The sequence below is a fragment of the Mariniphaga sediminis genome, from assembly GCF_003573545.1.
Classification (GTDB): Bacteria; Bacteroidota; Bacteroidia; order Bacteroidales; family Prolixibacteraceae; genus Mariniphaga; species Mariniphaga sediminis.
The window spans coordinates 437,424-455,796 of the sequence record NZ_QWET01000002.1; the positions used below are offsets into that span (position 1 = coordinate 437,424).

Consider the following 18,373-nt stretch of genomic DNA (forward strand, 5'->3'; position numbering starts at 1 on the left):
AAGAGGTACAAAAGTAATATAATTCTAAATATAACATACCCGAATGCTATTATAAAACCCAAAGAAAGATTAAAAATTGTTAAGCCTTCCAGAATAATTAATTGCGTTTGTCAGCCCCCCACATCAGCTTGTTTCTCAATGTATTAAAAAAGTCCTGATCGGGTAATTGCAGTGTTTTTAAAGTAACTTTTGCCTTCCTGATTTTCAAGGTAGTTGATAACTCCACAGCCTCAGAACGGTAATCGAGTGAAGTCAGATAATGCGAACCTCTTCCTTCCACTTTTAGCTCAATCTCATACTTATCAGGAACCACTACCGGTCTGATGGTAAGGTTATGAGGAGCCAGGGGAGTGATGACAAAGTTCTCTGAATCCGGAGTCAGGATAGGGCCACCCACGCTCAAAGAATAGGCAGTAGAACCCGTAGGAGTGGCAACAATCAATCCGTCGGACCAGTAATTGTTCAGAAGGTTATTCCCACACCTGGCCGAAATATTTATCATCGAAGAAGAATCCGTTTTTAGCACCGCCAATTCATTCAGGGCAAAATTGAAATTTAAGTTCTTTCTGCCACAAAAGTCTACTTCCAGCAATGAACGTTCCACCACACTGTACCGGTCATTAAAAATATCGGTAAGGGCACCTTGAACCTGCTCCTGCGAAATGTCGGCCAAAAAGCCGAGCCTTCCACTGTTCACTCCTACTACAGGAATATCAAAATTGCGAATATTTACAACCGAATGTAAAAAGGTGCCATCTCCCCCTACACTGAAGATAAACTGATTGGTATTATCGAAGTCGGAAGGTGATTGAAAAAATGTTGTATAATAAGGTACAATATTCAGTTCGTTCTTTAAAAAGTTATAAAATGGCCTGAACAATTGAACTTCAATTTTATTTGTTTTAAGAAAGCCAAAAAATTCATCCAAAACAGGGAAAAACCTCTTCGACAAAGAAGTTCCAAAAACAGCCACTTTCATTTACAGGGTTTTAAATGTTCATAAATTTCATAAATTGCTCATACCTGTCCTGGTACAAATCACTTAACATGGAGTGGTCGAGGTAGGTTCCTTTTACGTTATAATCGTAGCGCGTAAACGCCTGTATAACAGGAGACAAATCTTCCTTGTCAAGTTTTAATATCAACTCCAGCGTATTGGTTCCGGGTAATCGGTTCATAAAAAAGCTAAGTATCTTTGTATCATTACTCTCCACAATCTGACTAATTTGCGCCAGTGAGTAATCGTTCACATTCACTTCCAGCACAACCACACCGCCAATTTCCTGCAACGAAAAATAGCGGGCAAAACGTCTGGCCAAATCGTACAGTGTAATGGCCCCCATATAACCATGGTCTGAATCAAGAACGGCAATTACACTCAACTTCAGTTTATACATCAACATAGCAACTTCAAAAATATGTTGATCTTCATGAACATGTGTGGTATCAAACTTTTCCTTTTCTTTTCCAATGGGTTCCTCCAGCAGGTTCAAATCATAAATGAGTTTATCCGACACCAACCCCTGGTACCTCTCATCACAGACCACCGGAAGGTGCGAAACCCTGAATACATCCATAAAGTTCAGTGCCTTTTGCCCCTTTTCATCGCATCCGATGGCAGGAATAACATCCGATATCAATCTACTCGCCAGCAATTCTTTATTTTTTGTTTTTCCAATTCAACGTGAAAAATTGTAACTTGCGCATCAAAAATACATCAATGACAAGACTAAGTGTAAATATAAATAAAATAGCAACACTGCGAAACTCCCGGGGTGGAAATGTCCCCAATGTAAAAGACGCTGCCATAAATTGCCAAAAATTTGGAGCGCAAGGAGTTACAGTTCATCCACGACCAGATGAACGCCACATTACCCGCAAAGATGTTTACGAGATAAAACCTGTGGTTACCACTGAATTTAACATTGAAGGTTATCCGAGCGAAGATTTTTTAAAGATGGTTACGGAGGTAAAAGCCGATCAGGTAACATTGGTACCAGACACTCACAAACAATTAACCAGTGATCATGGCTGGGATACCTGGAAAAATTTATCCTTTCTGAAAGAGATAATCAGCAGGTTGCAGGAAAACGGGATCAGGACTTCCATTTTTGTAGATGCCAATCCGAAGGTCATCGAAGGGGCTGCCGAAACTGGTACCAACAGGATCGAACTATATACCGAACCCTATGCACGACTTTATCCACTGGGAAGAGCAGAAGCGATTCAACCTTTTGCTGAGGCAGCTAAATTTGCCGGCAATATTGGGATAGAGGTAAATGCGGGTCACGATTTAAGCCTGGAGAACTTAAACTATTTCTACCAAAATATTCCCAACCTGGAAGAGGTTTCCATCGGTCATGCGCTCATTGCCGATGCCTTGTATATGGGACTGGAAACAACCATTCAAAAATACCTCGACTGCCTGAAACCGAAAAGATAGACTAATCATCTGAACACTATTGAGATTCATTCGATTTCCATCGAAATGAGCTGTACATTCTATCAGATATCTTTTAGATATTGAAATTAATAGAACTAAGTACCGCCCGAAGTAAATAATATAAATGAGATGAAATAGCATGAAACTTTATTACCGAAAAGAGGGAAACGGACCTGCAATTGTTATTGTTCACGGGCTTTATGGCTCTTCGGACAACTGGGTGAATATGGGTAAGAAGCTGGGCGAAAGCCACACAGTTTTTATGATTGACCAGCGAAACCACGGTCGCTCCCCCTTTGCAGACGAGCATACATTTAACGCCATGAAGGATGATTTGGCTAATTTTTTCGAAACCCACCACATTGAAAAAGCGACGTTGCTGGGCCATAGTATGGGAGGGAAAACAGCCATGTGGTTTGCAGCCGATTACCCTGAAAAAGTGGAAAAACTGGTCATTGCTGACATAGCTCCCAAAAATTACCTGATACAAAAAAAGGACAGCCAGTACTATCTTCACCACAATATTTTGCTGGCTATGCAGGAACTGGATTTTAGCCGGATAAAAAAACTGAATGATGTGGACGACCTGCTTTCTGAAAAAATAGACGATGAACGCATCCGGAAGTTTTTGCTAAAGAATGTGGCAAAAGATAAAAAAACCAAACAATACAACTGGCGGCTGAATGTGGATGTGCTTTACGACTATTTAGACGAGATTATAAGTGGTGTGAACCGGCAATGGTTTGAAGACCGAATCCCGATAACCAGCTACCCGGTAATTTTTATCCGCGGGCTGAGATCAAATTACATTATGGATGAAGATATTCCATTGATTAAAGAAATCTACCCTGAGGCAAGCATTGTGGATATTCCCGGCGCAGGCCACTGGCTGCACGCAGAAAAACCAAATGAATTTATGGAAGCAGTAATGCGGTGCTGCTAACTTATCGATTATATTTTCGGGTAATTTCAGCCAAAAATGTTTTATGCTTCACTCTTAACTGCCTCCAACTGAACCGCCACTTCCAGTTTCCATTGGCAACACCCGGAGTGTTGAGACGGGCATGGGTTCCCAGTCCAAGTAGATCTTGCATGGGCATCACAGCACTTTGGGCAGCCGAAGCCCAAATCCATTCAATCCCTTTTTTCAATGCTCTTTTTCCCGGCCTGCCCAGATAGCGCCGAACCAGCTTCCTTTCTTCTCCCTTCAGAGAGTGCAGCCATCCCAGGGTTGTGTCATTATCATGCGTACCAGTGTAGGCGACAAAACGGGGCCGGTAATTATGTGGCAAATGTTGGCTTTTTGCATCAGAGCTGAAACCAAACTGTAAAACTTTCATCCCCGGCAACCTAAAATCATTGCGTAATTGTTCCACTTCCGGGGTAATTACCCCCAAATCTTCCGCAATCAGAGGCAGGTAATCTACCTGTTCCTTAAACTTTTTCAGAAGTTGATATCCTTTGGCAGGCAGCCACTCCCCGTTAATTGCTGTATTTTCGTCTGCCGGGACTGACCAGAAAGATTCCAACCCCCGGAAATGATCGATACGAACATTGTCAAACAGATTCAGGTTAAAATGTAGTCGTGCCAGCCACCAGTCGAATTCCCGCTCTTCCAGGCGCCCCCAATCGAAAAGCGGGTTCCCCCAAAGCTGGCCCGTTTCACTAAAATAGTCTGGCGGCACACCTCCAACATGTGTAGGCTTGAAGGTTTCATCCAACATAAAAATGTCGGTATTGGTCCAAACATCCACACTGTCGCCCGAAACATAAAGCGGCATGTCGCCAAAAATCTGTACCTTTTTCGATCGGGCATAATCTTTCAAACCAAACCATTGCTTAAAAAACAGGAACTGCTTAAACTTCCGAAATTCGATTTCCACGGAAAGCAGTTCGCTATATTCTTGCAAAGCCTTCTTCTTCCGAAACTTCAAATCATGCTCCCAGTCACTCCAGTGCAAATTATTAAAATGATTCCTGGCAGACATGAACAGCGCATAATCGTGCAACCACCAGGTATGTTCTTTTAAAAAATGATGGTATTCAACTTCAAGCGCCTCATTCTTTTTCGACTGAAAATTTTCAAAAGCCTGTTTCAAAAGTGGATATTTCCATTCCTCCACTTTCTGAAAATCGACCTCCGCCGATGAAAATCGGGGACGGTTTTCCAGGTTCTTTTTGGAAAGGAGTCCACATTCAGACACAAGATCTAAATTAATGAGCAGCGGATTTCCGGCAAAAGCAGAATAACACTGATAGGGTGAACTCCCATACCCCACCGGGCCCAGGGGCAAAATCTGCCAAAGCTTTTGCCCGGTCTGCTCCAGAAAATCTACAAACCGGAAAGCTTCTTTACCCAATGTTCCAATTCCTTCCGGACCAGGGAGCGAAGTGATATGCAGCAGAATGCCGCTATTTCGCTCAACCATTTCGGAATTTATTTCGGAATTCAGAAAGGTGTTCTGCCGTTTCGCGCACAATTCGTTGTACGGCCAGGCCATGTTTCAGGTCAGATAAAAAGGCTTTCGGATCACCTCCGGTGAAGAACACGTAATGTGCATGCACCATGGAGCGTAGCCACCCCGGAGGCACATGCCCGGAAGGGAAACTGGTAACCGGCTTATAGTTACTTCCCACCATCTGTTTAACCCACTGCCCGGAGCCTTCCAGGTAATATTCATAATACTCCGATTTTTTCGAAGAATACCTCAAAGCACCTCCTTCTGCATACAATTCCAAGTGCACAAGATCACCTGTTCCTGAACTGATACGACTGGCTGACATATTTCCCACCGCACCGGTTTTCGGGTCCACCAGAGAAAGAGAACTAAACAGATCGGATCCTGCCGGAACATCAGGAAACTCACCACCTTGCAGTGCACTGGCAATTTGCAGTTCTTCCCCTAAAAAAGCCATCAGCAGGCTAATTCCATGCGATCCCAAATCAGCCATGGCGCCGCCATCAGGCGCCGGAGTCAGGCGGGTTACTCGCTTTTCGCGGTATGCTGGTTGCAGGTAATCACCGTGATAATATTTCAAATCGAAATGAACAGGTTTACCCAGTTTTCCCGACTTCCAGAACTGCATTGCTTCGCGTACCGACGAGGTTTGTAAATACTGAAAACCTACTTGTATTTTTACATCCCTGGCAACTTCCTCTTCCAATTTTTTCATCGCCTCTTCTTCCTCTAACGAAGCACAAACAGGTTTTTCGAGGTAAATATATTTTACCCGGGGCATGTTCAATGCAAGCTTCAAATGCTCAAAATGGACATTGTTCGGCCCCATAATAAAAACAGCTTCGATTTTTGAATTCCGTGAAAATTCATCCACTGTTTGCGCTGAAGTAAAACCGTAATTTGCGGCAAAACTCTCACGGCTCTCTTTCCGTGCCGAAGCTACTGATTCAAAAACCAACTCCGGAATCTCGTCATAATAAAACTTTAATGACTGAAGGGCATAGGCATGTGCACGGGCAATTCCCCCGGCTCCCAAAAATCCAATATGTATTTTTTGCATAAAGTATTTTTCAAAATTTTCTCAAAAATAGCGATTCGGGAAGAAAGTACAATAATTGCTTTGTTTGATAAGTTCATTTAACGTAACGCCAAAAAACATTGCGAATAACCTGCACAAAAAACTAGCTAATCTTCAACAAAAAACTTAAACACCTGATAATATTCCACTTGGGCATTCTTCCCCGAATTACCCAGATTAAAAACGGGAAAACTCTCACTTTTTATTTTATTTTTGTTCAACACGATAAGATTTTAGAAAATGAAATTCTGCACTTTACATCATTTTCTTTTTCAGAAATCAACTTTTGGCAACTCATTAAATAATTACAACTGATGAAAATAAAATATCATTTATTCAGCTTGCTTTTTCCCTTGGCTTTTATCCTGAGTTGCTCCGTTACAAACCAAAGAACGCTCCCGGAATTCAGTCATAAAAACATTATACTAAAAAAAATACCTCTTTTTATCGAAAAGAAAAATAACAATGCCGTTGAACTGGAACTAACGGTTCCCGAAGGAGAAGAACCCCTTGAATTAGAATCAATAGTTTTCCATCTTGGAAAAAACAGCCAGACCGGATTTTTGGAATCAGTAGTAGTTCAACATGCAAAAACTGAAACCAGCAAAGATTCTCTTTCAGTCTTTGGAGAAACTAAAAAATTTAATTCAGAACAAATTAAAATAAGGGGCTCTTTAACACTTGAAGCGGGTCGCCACCTTCTCTCCTTCAATTTTAGGATAAAAGATAATGCCTCGCTTGAGAAAAGCTTTCGGATAAAAAATGTTGAACTGGACTTTGGGGCAAAGGAAAACCTGATACTGGAGACACCCGCGGATTTTGCTTACCGCCCGGCCAAAGTGCTCAGGGCAGCAGGACAAGACAATTGCGATACCTACCGGATTCCCGGGCTGGTAACCACAAACAACGGAACACTGATTGCCGTTTATGACAATCGTTACGACAACGTTAGTGACCTTCAGGGGAACATTGACATTGGCATGAGTCGCAGTACAGATGGAGGACAGAGCTGGGAGCCCATGCGCGTGATTATGGACATGGGGGAATGGGGCGGTCGCCCGGAAAATTCAAACGGAATCGGAGACCCGTGTGTGCTCTACGACCATATCACCGAAACATTATGGGTAGCAGCTTTATGGATGAGTGGCCCCTCTCCAGACGCCGGCCTCTGGTGGGATTCAAAACCTGGAATGACTCCTGAAGAGACAGGTCAGTTTATGCTGACAAAAAGCACTGATGATGGTCTCTCCTGGTCAGACCCCATCAATATTACCAAACAAATAAAAGACCCCGAATGGCAATTGTTGCTGCAAGGTCCGGGGCGGGGAATTACCCTTGATGACGGCACCCTGGTTTTTCCGGCGCAGTTTAAAGCCGATCTGGGAGAAAAAGCCATCGACGGCGGACAATATACCTGCCATTCCACTATTATCTACAGCCATGACAGCGGGGAAACCTGGCATATTGGCACCGGTGCCAAACCAAACACCACTGAATCGCAGGTAGCACAACTGGCCGATGGCAGTCTGATGCTCAATATGCGCGACGATCGAAATCGTAAAATAAAAGACGAAACCAATGGACGGGCGGTAGCGGTTACTTCCGATTTAGGCAAAACATGGACAATTCACCCGTCTTCCAATTCAGTATTGCCCGAGCCCAACTGCATGGCCAGTCTTATTTCTGCTGATGTTGAAATTGACGGGCAAAAACAGAAGGTACTTTTCTTTTCCAATCCCAACAACAGGGAAGCCCGCACTAATCTGACCATTAAAACCAGTCTGGACAGTGGCAACACATGGCCTGAAAAAAACCAGGCAGAACTAAACGAAACACGTGGATTCGGCTACTCCTGTATGACTATGGTTGATGAAAATACGGTAGGAATACTGTACGAAGGAGTGAAAGAGCTTTATTTTCAGAAAATTTCCGTACGGGACATTCTGGGTGGATTCAACTGAATTATTGAGGTGGTTTAAGGGAGCCGGTTTGTTTTGATACATCCGGATTGACCAAATTACATCAAGTCGCTAAGTAAATATTCCTTCGCTCCTGTTGTACTGCAAAATATACTGCATCGATAACTAAACCGCCAGCATCCCATTCTAACAAAAAGAATATCAGAAATACCTGACGATCTTCTACTTTGATACTTTTCTTCGAATACCAAAATTTCACATCGAAATAAATCACTTTTTATTGCACACCTACTCCCTATAACAAACCGCTGAAACAATAAAATAACCCGCTTATTTTCAACACAAAACGAATACACATCCTTATCAATACTTACTTCTTAACAACTTCAGGTAAATTATGATTACATCAGAATATTTTTCGTAAAAATTTTGAAAAGTTTAATATTAATTTTACATTTGTAGTGCAATACGTCCTGTATTGCTTGTGTGTTTGGGGGTTAACATTAATAAGGGCGGCTATTGAGCTGCCCTTTTCTTTTTCCTGATATTCAAAACTATCTCAATTCTTCTTTCAGAAACTTTGCCGTATATGATTTTTTTACTCCGGAAATTTCTTCGGGGGTTCCGGCACAAAGAATTTTGCCTCCGTTTTTTCCACCTTCAGGGCCAAGATCGACAACGTAATCAGCTACTTTTATGACATCCATGTTGTGCTCAATTACAATCACTGTATTTCCTCTGTCAACCAGTTTATTCAACACACTCAACAACACCCGGATGTCTTCAAAATGAAGACCCGTTGTTGGCTCGTCGAGAATATAAATTGTTTTGCCCGTATCGCGCTTGGCCAGTTCAGCAGCCAGTTTCACACGCTGTGATTCGCCTCCCGATAAAGTCGTGGAAGATTGTCCCAGTGTGATGTATCCCAACCCCACTTCCTTCAACGTTTTCAACTTCACAGCAATAGAGGGGATACTTTCAAAAAACTCCACGCCCTGGTTGATGGTCATTTCCAGCACATCGCTGATCGATTTCCCTTTGTAACGTACTTCCAGTGTCTCACGGTTATACCGTTTACCATTGCATTTATCGCAATGCACATATACATCCGGGAGAAAATTCATTTCAATGAGTTTCATTCCCCCTCCCTGACATTCTTCGCATCGTCCCCCTTTCACATTAAACGAAAACCGGCCCGGCTTGTACCCCCTTATTTTTGCCTCCGGCAGTTGGGCAAACAAGCTGCGGATATCAGAAAAAACTCCGGTATACGTAACCGGGTTCGACCGTGGAGTGCGTCCAATTGGAGACTGGTCCACGCGGATAACCTTGTCAACATGCTCCAACCCCTTTACCGATTTATAAGGCAACGGATCCTGTACCGATTTATAAAAATGCTGGCTCAGGATGGGCTGCAACGTTTCATTAATCAGCGTTGATTTTCCGCTGCCCGAAACGCCTGTAACACAAATAAAAGTACCCAATGGAATATCCAGACTTACATTTTTCAGGTTATTCCCGGTGCACCCGGTAACGGTTAAAACGTTGCCACTCCCCGTGCGCCGTTTGGAAGGTATCTCAATTTTTCTGCGATTGTTCAGGTAATCTGAAGTGAGTGTATCAGTTGCCAAAACCTCTTTCGGGGGCCCTGCTGCCACTACTTCTCCCCCATGCCGGCCGGCAAAAGGCCCCATGTCGATAAGCCAGTCAGCATGCAGCATTGTATCTTTGTCATGTTCCACAACAACAACAGAGTTTCCGCTATCACGCAGTTGTTCCAGCGCCTGAATCAGTTTCAGGTTATCACGGTGGTGCAAACCAATACTGGGCTCATCGAGTATATAAAGCACATTTACCAGTTGAGAACCGATTTGTGTCGCCAATCGGATTCGTTGGGACTCACCTCCGGAGAGACTTTGAGCAGTGCGGTCGAGCGCCAGGTAATCCAGGCCCACTCCCAGCATAAAACCCAGCCGGTCCCGAATTTCCTTAATAACCTCTGTCCCGATTTTTCGCTGTCGGTCAGTCAGCCGTTCTTCAAGCCCTTGAAACCACTCTCCCAGTTCGTTCAAATCCATTTGGGCCAGTTCCGAAATATTTTTTCCGTCGACTCTAAAATAAAGTGATTCCTTTTTAAGCCGGTGACCTTTACATTCCGGGCAAACCGTTGTTTTCACGAATTGATTTGCCCACTTCTGCGCTTTTTTAGCCGGATTGTCTTCCCTCTGGCTATCAATGTATTTCACGACACCATCGTAACTCATCATATAATTCATGCTGGTGCCCAGCGGAGTATTTTTTAACTGAATGCGCTCGTTGGTACCAAATAACACAGCCTGCAATCCTTCCTCCGGAATATTTTTAACCGGAGTTTTCAGGGTGAATCCAAGCTTTTCACCCAACGCCTCAATTTGCCAAAATATTAATGAGTTACGATAAGCCCCCAACGGAGCAATACCTCCTTTGGCAATGCTTTTATCCTGATCTGGAATAATTTTTTCAATATCGATCTCCGTAACTCTTCCCAATCCGTTGCATTTAGGACAAGCACCTTGCGGAGAGTTAAAAGAAAAATTATGAGGTGCCGGCTCACTGTATGAAATACCTGTGGTAGGGCACATGAGAAGTCTGCTATAATATTTTATTTCGTCCGTGTCATGATCAAGGATCATCAAAATTCCATGACCGTGTTTCATAGCAGTTTGAACGCTCTCCTTGAGTCGCTTATCTCCGGCTCCATCCACAACCAGTTTATCAATTACTATTTCAATAAAATGGTTTTTATACCGATCTACCCGGTGGTTATGCCTGATTTCTGTAATTTCACCATCCACCCGGGCATGAAGAAACCCTTTTCTCCGTATTTGTTCGAAAAGTTCGCGGTAGTGGCCTTTCCTCCCTTTTACCACCGGCGCAAGTATGTGAATACGTTTCCCTGAGAAATCATTTTTAATCCGTTGCAGAATTTTTTCTTCGGTATATTTCACCATCTTTTCGCCCGTGTTATATGAAAATGCTTCGGCTGCACGGGCGTACAACAGGCGCAAAAAATCATATATTTCGGTCACAGTACCTACCGTTGATCGGGGGTTGCGGGTAGTCACCTTTTGTTCAATGGAAATGACAGGGCTGAGTCCGGTGATTTTATCCACGTCGGGCCGTTCAAGGTTTCCGAGAAAGGAACGGGCATAGGCAGAAAACGTTTCGATGTAACGTCGCTGGCCTTCGGCATAAATGGTATCGAAAGCAAGTGATGATTTTCCACTCCCGCTCAGGCCGGTAATAACAGTAAGTTTATTTCTCGGTATTTCAACATCAATATCGCGCAGGTTGTGCACCCGCGCCCCCTGAACCACAATTTTTTCTTCCGGTTCAACTCCTTCATCTAAAACCAAATCTTCTGTATATATTGTCTCCTGCATGATTTATCATTTATTCCAGTACCGGAATTTTTACGGTATATTGTTTATTGCGGGCATTGGTCAGATAGTTTTCTCTTAACCAGGGATTGAAGTCTTTTAAAAGCTTGTAATTTATTCCTTCTGCTATAGCAAATTCGGCAAAATCTTCCACCCTGCCGGAAATAGTTACCTCCCTGCTCGAAATTAACGGGTATTTTTCTTCTTCTGCCACAACAAAATTGTACGTTTCCGGGCTTTCCAAAACTAACTTGAATGCAATAATCCGAAATACATACCGACCGGTTTCTTCCCCAAAAAGCATGTCGTAATACGAATCACTTTTCTGTCGCGTAACCTGCCGATCCACTCCGTTCATTCCTCTATTGTAAGACGCCGCCACCATTGCCCAGGATTCGTATTTTTGGTAAGCGTCCAGAAGATAGTCACATGCAGCGTAAGTTGCCTTCTCCACATGGTAGCGTTCGTCCACCTCTTCATTTACCTCCAGGCCATAATCACGGGCTGTTCCCTTTAAAAACTGCCAGAATCCCACGGCTCCTGCATAAGAAACAGCCCTCGGGTTCAATCCGCTCTCGGCTACTGCCAGGTATTTAAAATCATCCGGAACACCTTTTTCTTTTAAAATGGGTTCGATAACAGGGAAATAGCGTGGAGCCAGTTTAATATAGCGAATGGTTTGCGAATGAAAATAGGAGTTGACCAGCAACTCGCGGTCGAGCGATTCCTTTATATCGAACCTTTCAAGTGGGACCGGCTCTCCTGCAAACGAAACCGAATCAGGAATTTTTACTGACTTAAACACCGTTGGCGCTTCTGTACTTATCGTTTTGGATTCACCTTCATACGAAGAGCCCATGCTAAAAAGAACAATCACCCCTACACACGCCACAACAATAAATGGCACTACAATTCTCCACCACTTTTTCTGCTTCATTCGTTTTTCACTTTTTTAAAAAACGTAAAATTACATTTTTACTTGCTGGTTGCCAACGAAAAATTATTCGATTCAACCATGTATCTGAAAGTTTAAGAACGAATGTTTCATGTTCCTTGTTCACAATTGTCTTGTAAAAAGAAAAGTCTATCTGCCATAGTCAACGGTGGTTAAGCTACACCTACCTGAAAGAATGGGTGGATGAAATACGAGAAGCCAGAAAAATATTTGTTTTTTAGCCCGGGACACTGATCACAGATCAGCGCCAGCAAAGGGGAAAGGCCCGGATAATTTGCGAATATGGCCAGTATGTGTACTGGAAAAAGCAGGACAAACTTAAAAAACGCTACGTACAGGTCCCTACAAATTGCTGATTTTAAGCGCCCCTGTGGGATTTGACTCTCCCCGACGGAAAATTTCATACTCCCAGTGGAAAATGACCCGCCCCGGCGTAATTTCTCACGGCCCCAGCGGAATTTGAGCTTCCCCGCTACGATTTTTTGTGTTCCCAACGAAAAATGTCCCGCCCCAACGAAAATTTTCTACCTCCCGATGTAATTTCCTAAAATAGCTTGACAGGTTTAACTTTTATTTCTGATAGGTATAAATGCTTATTCTGCAATGACTGGTTTACAAAACTATTTAATTTTTTATCCCTGGAAATGTTTACTCCTTTCTGTCTTATTCCTGATAAAAGGAACAGATAAAATTCTTCTTCCTGTTCTTTCGTGCAGCTTCCTATTTTATCGCTGACTTTTGTTACCGGTTTATTCTCTTTAACCACAGAGGGCGCAGAGAAGACACAGAGAACCACGGAGTAGTTTTACCAACCCAAATGTTTTTTTCTACATTGGATATTTCTGAGAAAAAAAAGAAATTTCCAATAATCAACAACCAATACCCAACAAAAAACTGCTATTTGGATATTAAACATTGAGTATTCTGCATTGGGTATTTTCCGAAAAAAGAAACATATTTCCAATCCTCTCTTCATCTCCTTTGTGGTTGTTTGTAGTTAACTTTTTTATCTAACCACAGAGGACACAGAGAAGACACAGAGAGCCGCAGAGTAGTTTTGCCAACTAAAATATTTTTTTCTACATCGAATATTTCCTGAAAAACAGTAAAAATATCCAATAATAAATAACTAATACTCAATGTCCACAACCACCCCCTGGAGTCATCTAACAAGACGGGGTTGATAGAAGGGATACACACATTCTTCATCTGCGCACTTGTGTTACCCCTGATTGACAAAGAACCGTTAAATACTAAAGAAATAAGATACCTTTAAAACTACCGTACGATTTTTAAAATCAAAGTTTCTGTCTATACCTGAATCTAAAATATCGAAACGGGCTTCATTGTAGGCCAGGTAAAGAAAACTTCCCGGCTGGTATTCCCAGCTGAGCAGACCACTGAGTAAGTAATCGTTGTAGATTTGTTTTTGTTCATAGTATGTTGTGCCAAATATTCCCTGGGCATGCACACGGATAAAAAAGTCTTTTGTAAACATCCATGTGGTATTAGACGATAATTTGAAGTATCGGCCGTCGTTCTCATTTTCCGGGTTATATGTTTTGGTGAAACCTCCCTGAAGTTTGGTTATTATATTATGCATAAACCGGCCTTCTCCATCAGCAGAAAGACTTTTTTGGCTGCCAACATATTTTTGGTCAAAATTGTATAATGTGCCCTTTGATGCCGACAACTTTCCTGCAAATTGAGGACCTAAACTCAAAGGCCTGGTTGCATAGCTCATTTTTATGACGTTTCCGGAATAACTGCCGGTTAATTCAGTGTCGGAAAAGTATTTTAATTCAGCAAAAACAGACATTTCATTTATGAAATTTACGGTTAAATCTCCGCCTGTTTCGAAATTATTTGCTTCTTTTATTCCCCCGCTTATTGTTCGTTCGCCCGTGTCGGTCTGAACAACTGTCCCAAATTTCTGGTCGGGAATAAAGTCCGGGTATATTTCAAGCCATCGATCAATGTATCGCGATGTAAAGAGATCTTTTTTGTTTTCATATTCGAGGTTGGCTGTTATCCTGCGAATATGGTATTTATTTATCCGGGGACTAATCCGGAAAAGGCCAATCCATTTGTTCCAGCCACGGTCAGGCTCTTTTTGAATATATCCCACCCGGTTAATTTCGAAAGCAGGTTCTACACGATCGAAATTTAATTTAACCCCCATCAAATCACCGGTTCGAACATACGCCAGATTATATGCCATATTGTGGTCATACTCCATTTCAGTTTGCCCGGAGGCAACCTGAAAATCAACTATATTATTTGTGTTTAGCATGAAACTTCCATCAACACCCACAATCCGGTTATAGTTTTCAGCGTCTTCTTTTGTTGCCGCTAAAATTCCTACATTACTTGAACCCAAAATATCTTTTTTGACCCGCATGACACTAAACAGGGCATTTTCTACATTTTGTACGGAACTGGAAAATAAGGATTTGCCGGTGAGGTTTCCCAATACCCCAAATTCAATTCCATGTTGTAACTTCCCGGTCATTTTTATTCCTCCGAGAATATCCCCTTTTGCACCAATCCTGCGGCTGTAAAATAACTCCAGCGGAGTATTGAAAATATTTATCCTTTCCGTGAAAAACGGACGGAGTTCTTTAAAACGGGTAGGAAACCGGGTCAGATTAATCTCAAAAATATCGGCATCTACCTGCGCAAAATCGGGATTAAATGTAAAATCCGCAGTGAGGTTAGGGCCGGGGCTGTACCGGATGTCTCCTCCAAAACTAAATGTTTTTAATGAATTCTGAGCTGCCGATTCTGAAAAACTGGCTACGCCATACGGTCTGATTTCAAAAGTTCTGCCGGAATGAATATTCCTGATATTTTCAATGTGTCCCAACTGCGACATACGGGTAGTATTATCCCATTCCGGTAAATGCGGTTTCCATTGCCCGCGGGAGGCATTCTTCGAAATATTTCTCATCAGGTTAAATCCCCAGGTTTGAGTGCTGTCGCGTGGATACCTGAAATTAAAAAAAGGAATCTTAACTTCTGCATACCAGCCATTTTCATCAACACTCCCTTCTGAATACCATATTCCATTCCAGTTGTTGTCACGTTTTATGTCATCATACCGAAGTTCATCAACCTGCACACCCGTTGGCGACACTACAAATTTATATCCGGTACGGTGGTCGTGGTAGCTGTCAATAAAAAACATTAGGTGATCTGGCGCTGAAGTCCCACGTGGGGATAACTGCTGAATAATTTTACCGGGTTCAGAGTCCCAACACCATACACCAATGTATAGATTCTCATCATCATGTAAAATGGCAAATTCGGTTTCTTCGCTCATGGGGATTAGCGGGAAAGGCTCCTTTTCCAAAAGATTGCCTTTGTGCTCAGCTTTCCACCAGGCGGGCTCGTTTAATTGTCCATCAATTACAATTTCATTTTCTCCCGACAGGCGATGGGCCTCAATCACGTAATGTTCCGTTGCCGTATCATATACCAATAGCCTGATAGAATCAAAATATGCAGGTGAATAGTGGTTGAATTGCATCTCCCTCTGTCCAAATGAATTGAAGGAAAAGAAAAGTAAAAATAACAGAAAGATTGATTTTATATTGCCGGATTTTTTGAATCTTAGATAGCTACCAATAATCAAAAAAGCACATTCCATGCTTCCTAAATTTTCCTTTACTGTGTCGAATCTCATTGCATCATTGGTTTGAAAAAAATTTGCCCTAAAATACCAAAACATAATATTAACGTGAGTTCGATATAAGAAACTAAAAATAATTGTTGTAAAAAAGCAAGGCTTCTATTACGTTAAAGTGTCTAAAATTCAAATATATACAAAAACAAAGCCTTGCTCAATATGGAGCATAAAACTACCGAAATTTTCTATCTTATCTTTGAATTCTGCAAAGAATTTGACAAAGTTAAGGAGGGATACATCTGATTACAAAGATTCGTAAAAACATAAAAAACTCACTGATGCATATTCAGGATATGATTTCACTAAGAAAAAGAGCTCTGACGGAGATAGTTAATGATGAACTTAAAAATCAATGTCAAATAGAACATACCAGGCACAGAAGTTTTGAGAACTTTCTGGCAAACCTGATTTCCGGATTGACGTTTCTTGCTGTCGTACCAGGCCTGGCGGGTAAACCCAAACAGTTCGCATAGTACCGCCTTGGAAACCATAGGATACATGCGCGCCAGTACATCTCCTGTTTGGGTCCAGACTTTTTTCTGATTTCAAGTTTGTAGTCGTTTTCGGCAATATCAATCATCGTGTTCAGCGCCGCGTTCTTCATCTGCGTCCGTTCCAACTGCTTTTCAAGCTTCCTGGCAAGTTATATTACCTGAGTCGATCTGAATGACCAGCCATCGGCGAAAACTTACTTCATAATCATGGTAATTAATTGCCTTTCCCTGAAATCCCTCCATGGAGTCTGTCAACATGATTTCTTTCCCTTTTTTCATTTTTTCTGACACTTTTTACGTCAAGTTATTTCAGGGTAAGATACTCCGGATACTAATGCCATTTACAAGAAGCATTTTAGTTCATTTTGCTCAACATGTATTTTATGGGCCAGTTGCTCCCAGCTGCCTATCTCTTTATAAATATTTTCGCAGTACAGGCTCTCCCTTCCAGCCATGGCTGCATACTTAACAGCTGCTTCGGGGCATTCACCATTTAATACCGCCGTAAGAAATGCCGCCACTGCCGTATCTCCTGCCCCGGTAGCATTAATCCCCTTTGATTTATCCACCTTGTAGGCGCCACACAGTATTTCACGGTTGTTCCATTTGTTTTCCTCCAAAGCAAAGCCAGCTTTTTTGTTTAAGGAAGAGATATTTCCTGACAAAAGCAAGGCCCCCCGGTGCCCCATCTTTACCAGCAGGATTTTTACCCCCAAACCGATAATCCTGCGCCCGGCCTGTTTTACCAGGTCAAGGGGGATTTTGTCCACAATCTCTGTGTCCCCGGGCAATGATTGTATTTTTGCATACGCTTCCGGGACCATCGTTTGAATGAGCTCTTCCAGGCTCGGGACAAATATATCCACACCGGGAAGCGTTCTTTCCAGTACCTCCGGCCAGTTGACTTTCCCCGATTCGCTTTCGGGGTCGGGAAGACTGAAGTCAAGGGAGGTAACAACGCCCATTTTCTGAACTTCCCCGTACATTTGCTGCAGCTGCTGCCCGTTATTCAGGTAAAACTCCCGTAACAGCGGCGGATAGCCAAAATGGAAAAGCCTCGATTTTTGTATGGCGTCAAAGTCGATGTGCTCCATGCCAAAAACCCGGTTACAGCCCGGTGATTCCAAAAATATACGGTCCACCCCGGGAGGGGCCAGTACAATACTGAAAGCAGTACCTGCCCCTCCTGTTTTTATCATGTTGAAGGAAACCCCGGCACGGGTTAACCCCTGCGCTGCTATTTCGCCAATAAAATCCTCACCAATCAGCCCGTTTAAAAATACCTTCTTCCCAAACTTTTTCATGGCCAGCCCGGTATTGGGCGGTACACCTCCCAATACAAAATCCATCCCCCCGATTTCAATGAGCTTTCCGGGCTTAAAAAAACCGGAGGTGCCTGCTACCGGAGAATTTTTTCTGAACCCCGGGACTAAATCAACACAGGTGTAACCGGCAATCACGGCGTCGTACTGTTTTTCCATACCAGCTATTTATACAACTTCGATGTTTTTTAAATAACAATAGTCTTTCAAGGGCCCGGTGTGGTCGCCATAGGCAATAATATAATGCTGCCCCGATATTTTCTGTGCAAAATCATCTACCGGCACATCCAGGTGGATATCCAGGCTGGGCAATTGGGGCGCCGGGTAATCCCAGCCGGCCTCTTCCCAGGCTTTTAGTTTTCCTTCGCCGGTGCAGATGTGCATGCTGTACCGGTTACCGGTGTTGGACAACCTGGCCAGGGTAAGCCTGCCGGTCTTCATGGTTGAGATGTTCAGCAGGCCGCCGCCGATATTTCCGAATGCGGCCGGTTTTACCTTTACTTTTCCTTCCACTACTTCCGCCGGGACATAATCGGGGACCCCCATCAAAACACTGTTCTCAAAAAACTCATAAAACTCAAGATAGGCAGCACTCT

13 protein-coding genes and 1 pseudogene are annotated in these 18,373 nt (G+C 42.8%); 4 read left to right on the forward strand and 10 right to left on the reverse strand.

Annotated elements, in window-relative coordinates; genetic code table 11:
* Positions 1-97: 97 nt before the first annotated feature.
* Entirely contained in the window at positions 98-979 is an 882-nt protein-coding gene (locus D1164_RS04235; RefSeq protein ID WP_119348675.1) for an NAD kinase, read from the reverse strand.
* Between the two features lie 10 nt (positions 980-989).
* Positions 990-1,655 carry a CBS domain-containing protein gene (locus tag D1164_RS04240; protein WP_147372023.1) on the reverse strand — a complete coding sequence of 222 codons (666 nt, stop codon included), beginning with the start codon at positions 1,653-1,655 and terminating at the stop codon, positions 990-992.
* 65 nt (positions 1,656-1,720) lie between these two features.
* Between D1164_RS04240 and D1164_RS04245 the strand changes: the two genes are divergently transcribed.
* Both D1164_RS04245 and D1164_RS04250 read left to right on the forward strand, forming a co-directional pair.
* On the forward strand, positions 1,721-2,443 hold the full coding sequence (locus D1164_RS04245) for a pyridoxine 5'-phosphate synthase (protein WP_119348677.1): 723 nt from the start codon (positions 1,721-1,723) through the stop codon (positions 2,441-2,443).
* A gap of 139 nt (positions 2,444-2,582) precedes the next feature.
* A complete protein-coding gene (locus D1164_RS04250) occupies positions 2,583-3,386 on the forward strand; it encodes an alpha/beta fold hydrolase (protein ID WP_119348678.1) in 804 nt (267 codons plus the stop codon).
* A 1-nt stretch (position 3,387) separates the two neighbouring features.
* Here D1164_RS04250 and malQ read toward each other — a convergent pair whose 3' ends face one another.
* Positions 3,388-4,872, reverse strand: a complete 1,485-nt coding sequence (malQ, locus tag D1164_RS04255; RefSeq protein WP_172594329.1) for a 4-alpha-glucanotransferase — start codon at positions 4,870-4,872, stop codon at positions 3,388-3,390.
* Complete coding sequence (locus tag D1164_RS04260; protein ID WP_119348680.1) at positions 4,865-5,962, reverse strand: Gfo/Idh/MocA family protein; 1,098 nt, start codon at positions 5,960-5,962, stop codon at positions 4,865-4,867. The genes malQ and D1164_RS04260 overlap by 8 nt, the downstream gene beginning before the upstream one ends.
* Before the next feature lie 332 nt (positions 5,963-6,294).
* Here D1164_RS04260 and D1164_RS04265 point away from each other — a divergent pair, with 332 nt between their 5' ends.
* On the forward strand, positions 6,295-7,941 hold the full coding sequence (locus tag D1164_RS04265) for a sialidase family protein (RefSeq protein ID WP_119348681.1): 1,647 nt from the start codon (positions 6,295-6,297) through the stop codon (positions 7,939-7,941).
* 512 nt (positions 7,942-8,453) lie between these two features.
* Here the strand turns inward: D1164_RS04265 and uvrA are convergent.
* From uvrA to D1164_RS04295, 3 genes are all read right to left on the reverse strand, one after another.
* A complete protein-coding gene (gene uvrA, locus D1164_RS04270; protein ID WP_119348682.1) occupies positions 8,454-11,321 on the reverse strand; it encodes an excinuclease ABC subunit UvrA in 2,868 nt (955 codons plus the stop codon).
* A 10-nt stretch (positions 11,322-11,331) separates the two neighbouring features.
* Complete coding sequence (locus D1164_RS04275; protein ID WP_119348683.1) at positions 11,332-12,255, reverse strand: lytic transglycosylase domain-containing protein; 924 nt, start codon at positions 12,253-12,255, stop codon at positions 11,332-11,334.
* Positions 12,256-13,519: 1,264 nt separating this feature from the next.
* Positions 13,520-15,958: a carbohydrate binding family 9 domain-containing protein gene (locus D1164_RS04295; RefSeq protein ID WP_172594330.1), complete on the reverse strand. Its 2,439-nt coding sequence runs from the start codon at positions 15,956-15,958 to the stop codon at positions 13,520-13,522.
* A 236-nt stretch (positions 15,959-16,194) separates the two neighbouring features.
* Here D1164_RS04295 and D1164_RS04300 point away from each other — a divergent pair.
* A pseudogene (locus tag D1164_RS04300) lies at positions 16,195-16,434 on the forward strand (transposase); the annotation flags it as partial.
* A gap of 153 nt (positions 16,435-16,587) precedes the next feature.
* Here D1164_RS04300 and D1164_RS23715 read toward each other — a convergent pair.
* The 3 genes from D1164_RS23715 to D1164_RS23720 form a co-directional block, all read right to left on the reverse strand.
* Positions 16,588-16,734, reverse strand: a complete 147-nt coding sequence (locus D1164_RS23715; protein WP_172594331.1) for a hypothetical protein — start codon at positions 16,732-16,734, stop codon at positions 16,588-16,590.
* 62 nt (positions 16,735-16,796) lie between these two features.
* Positions 16,797-17,936, reverse strand: a complete 1,140-nt coding sequence (locus tag D1164_RS04305; RefSeq protein ID WP_119348688.1) for a carbohydrate kinase family protein — start codon at positions 17,934-17,936, stop codon at positions 16,797-16,799.
* A 9-nt stretch (positions 17,937-17,945) separates the two neighbouring features.
* On the reverse strand, positions 17,946-18,373 hold a 428-nt coding region (locus D1164_RS23720; RefSeq protein ID WP_172594332.1), incomplete at its 5' end, for a hypothetical protein.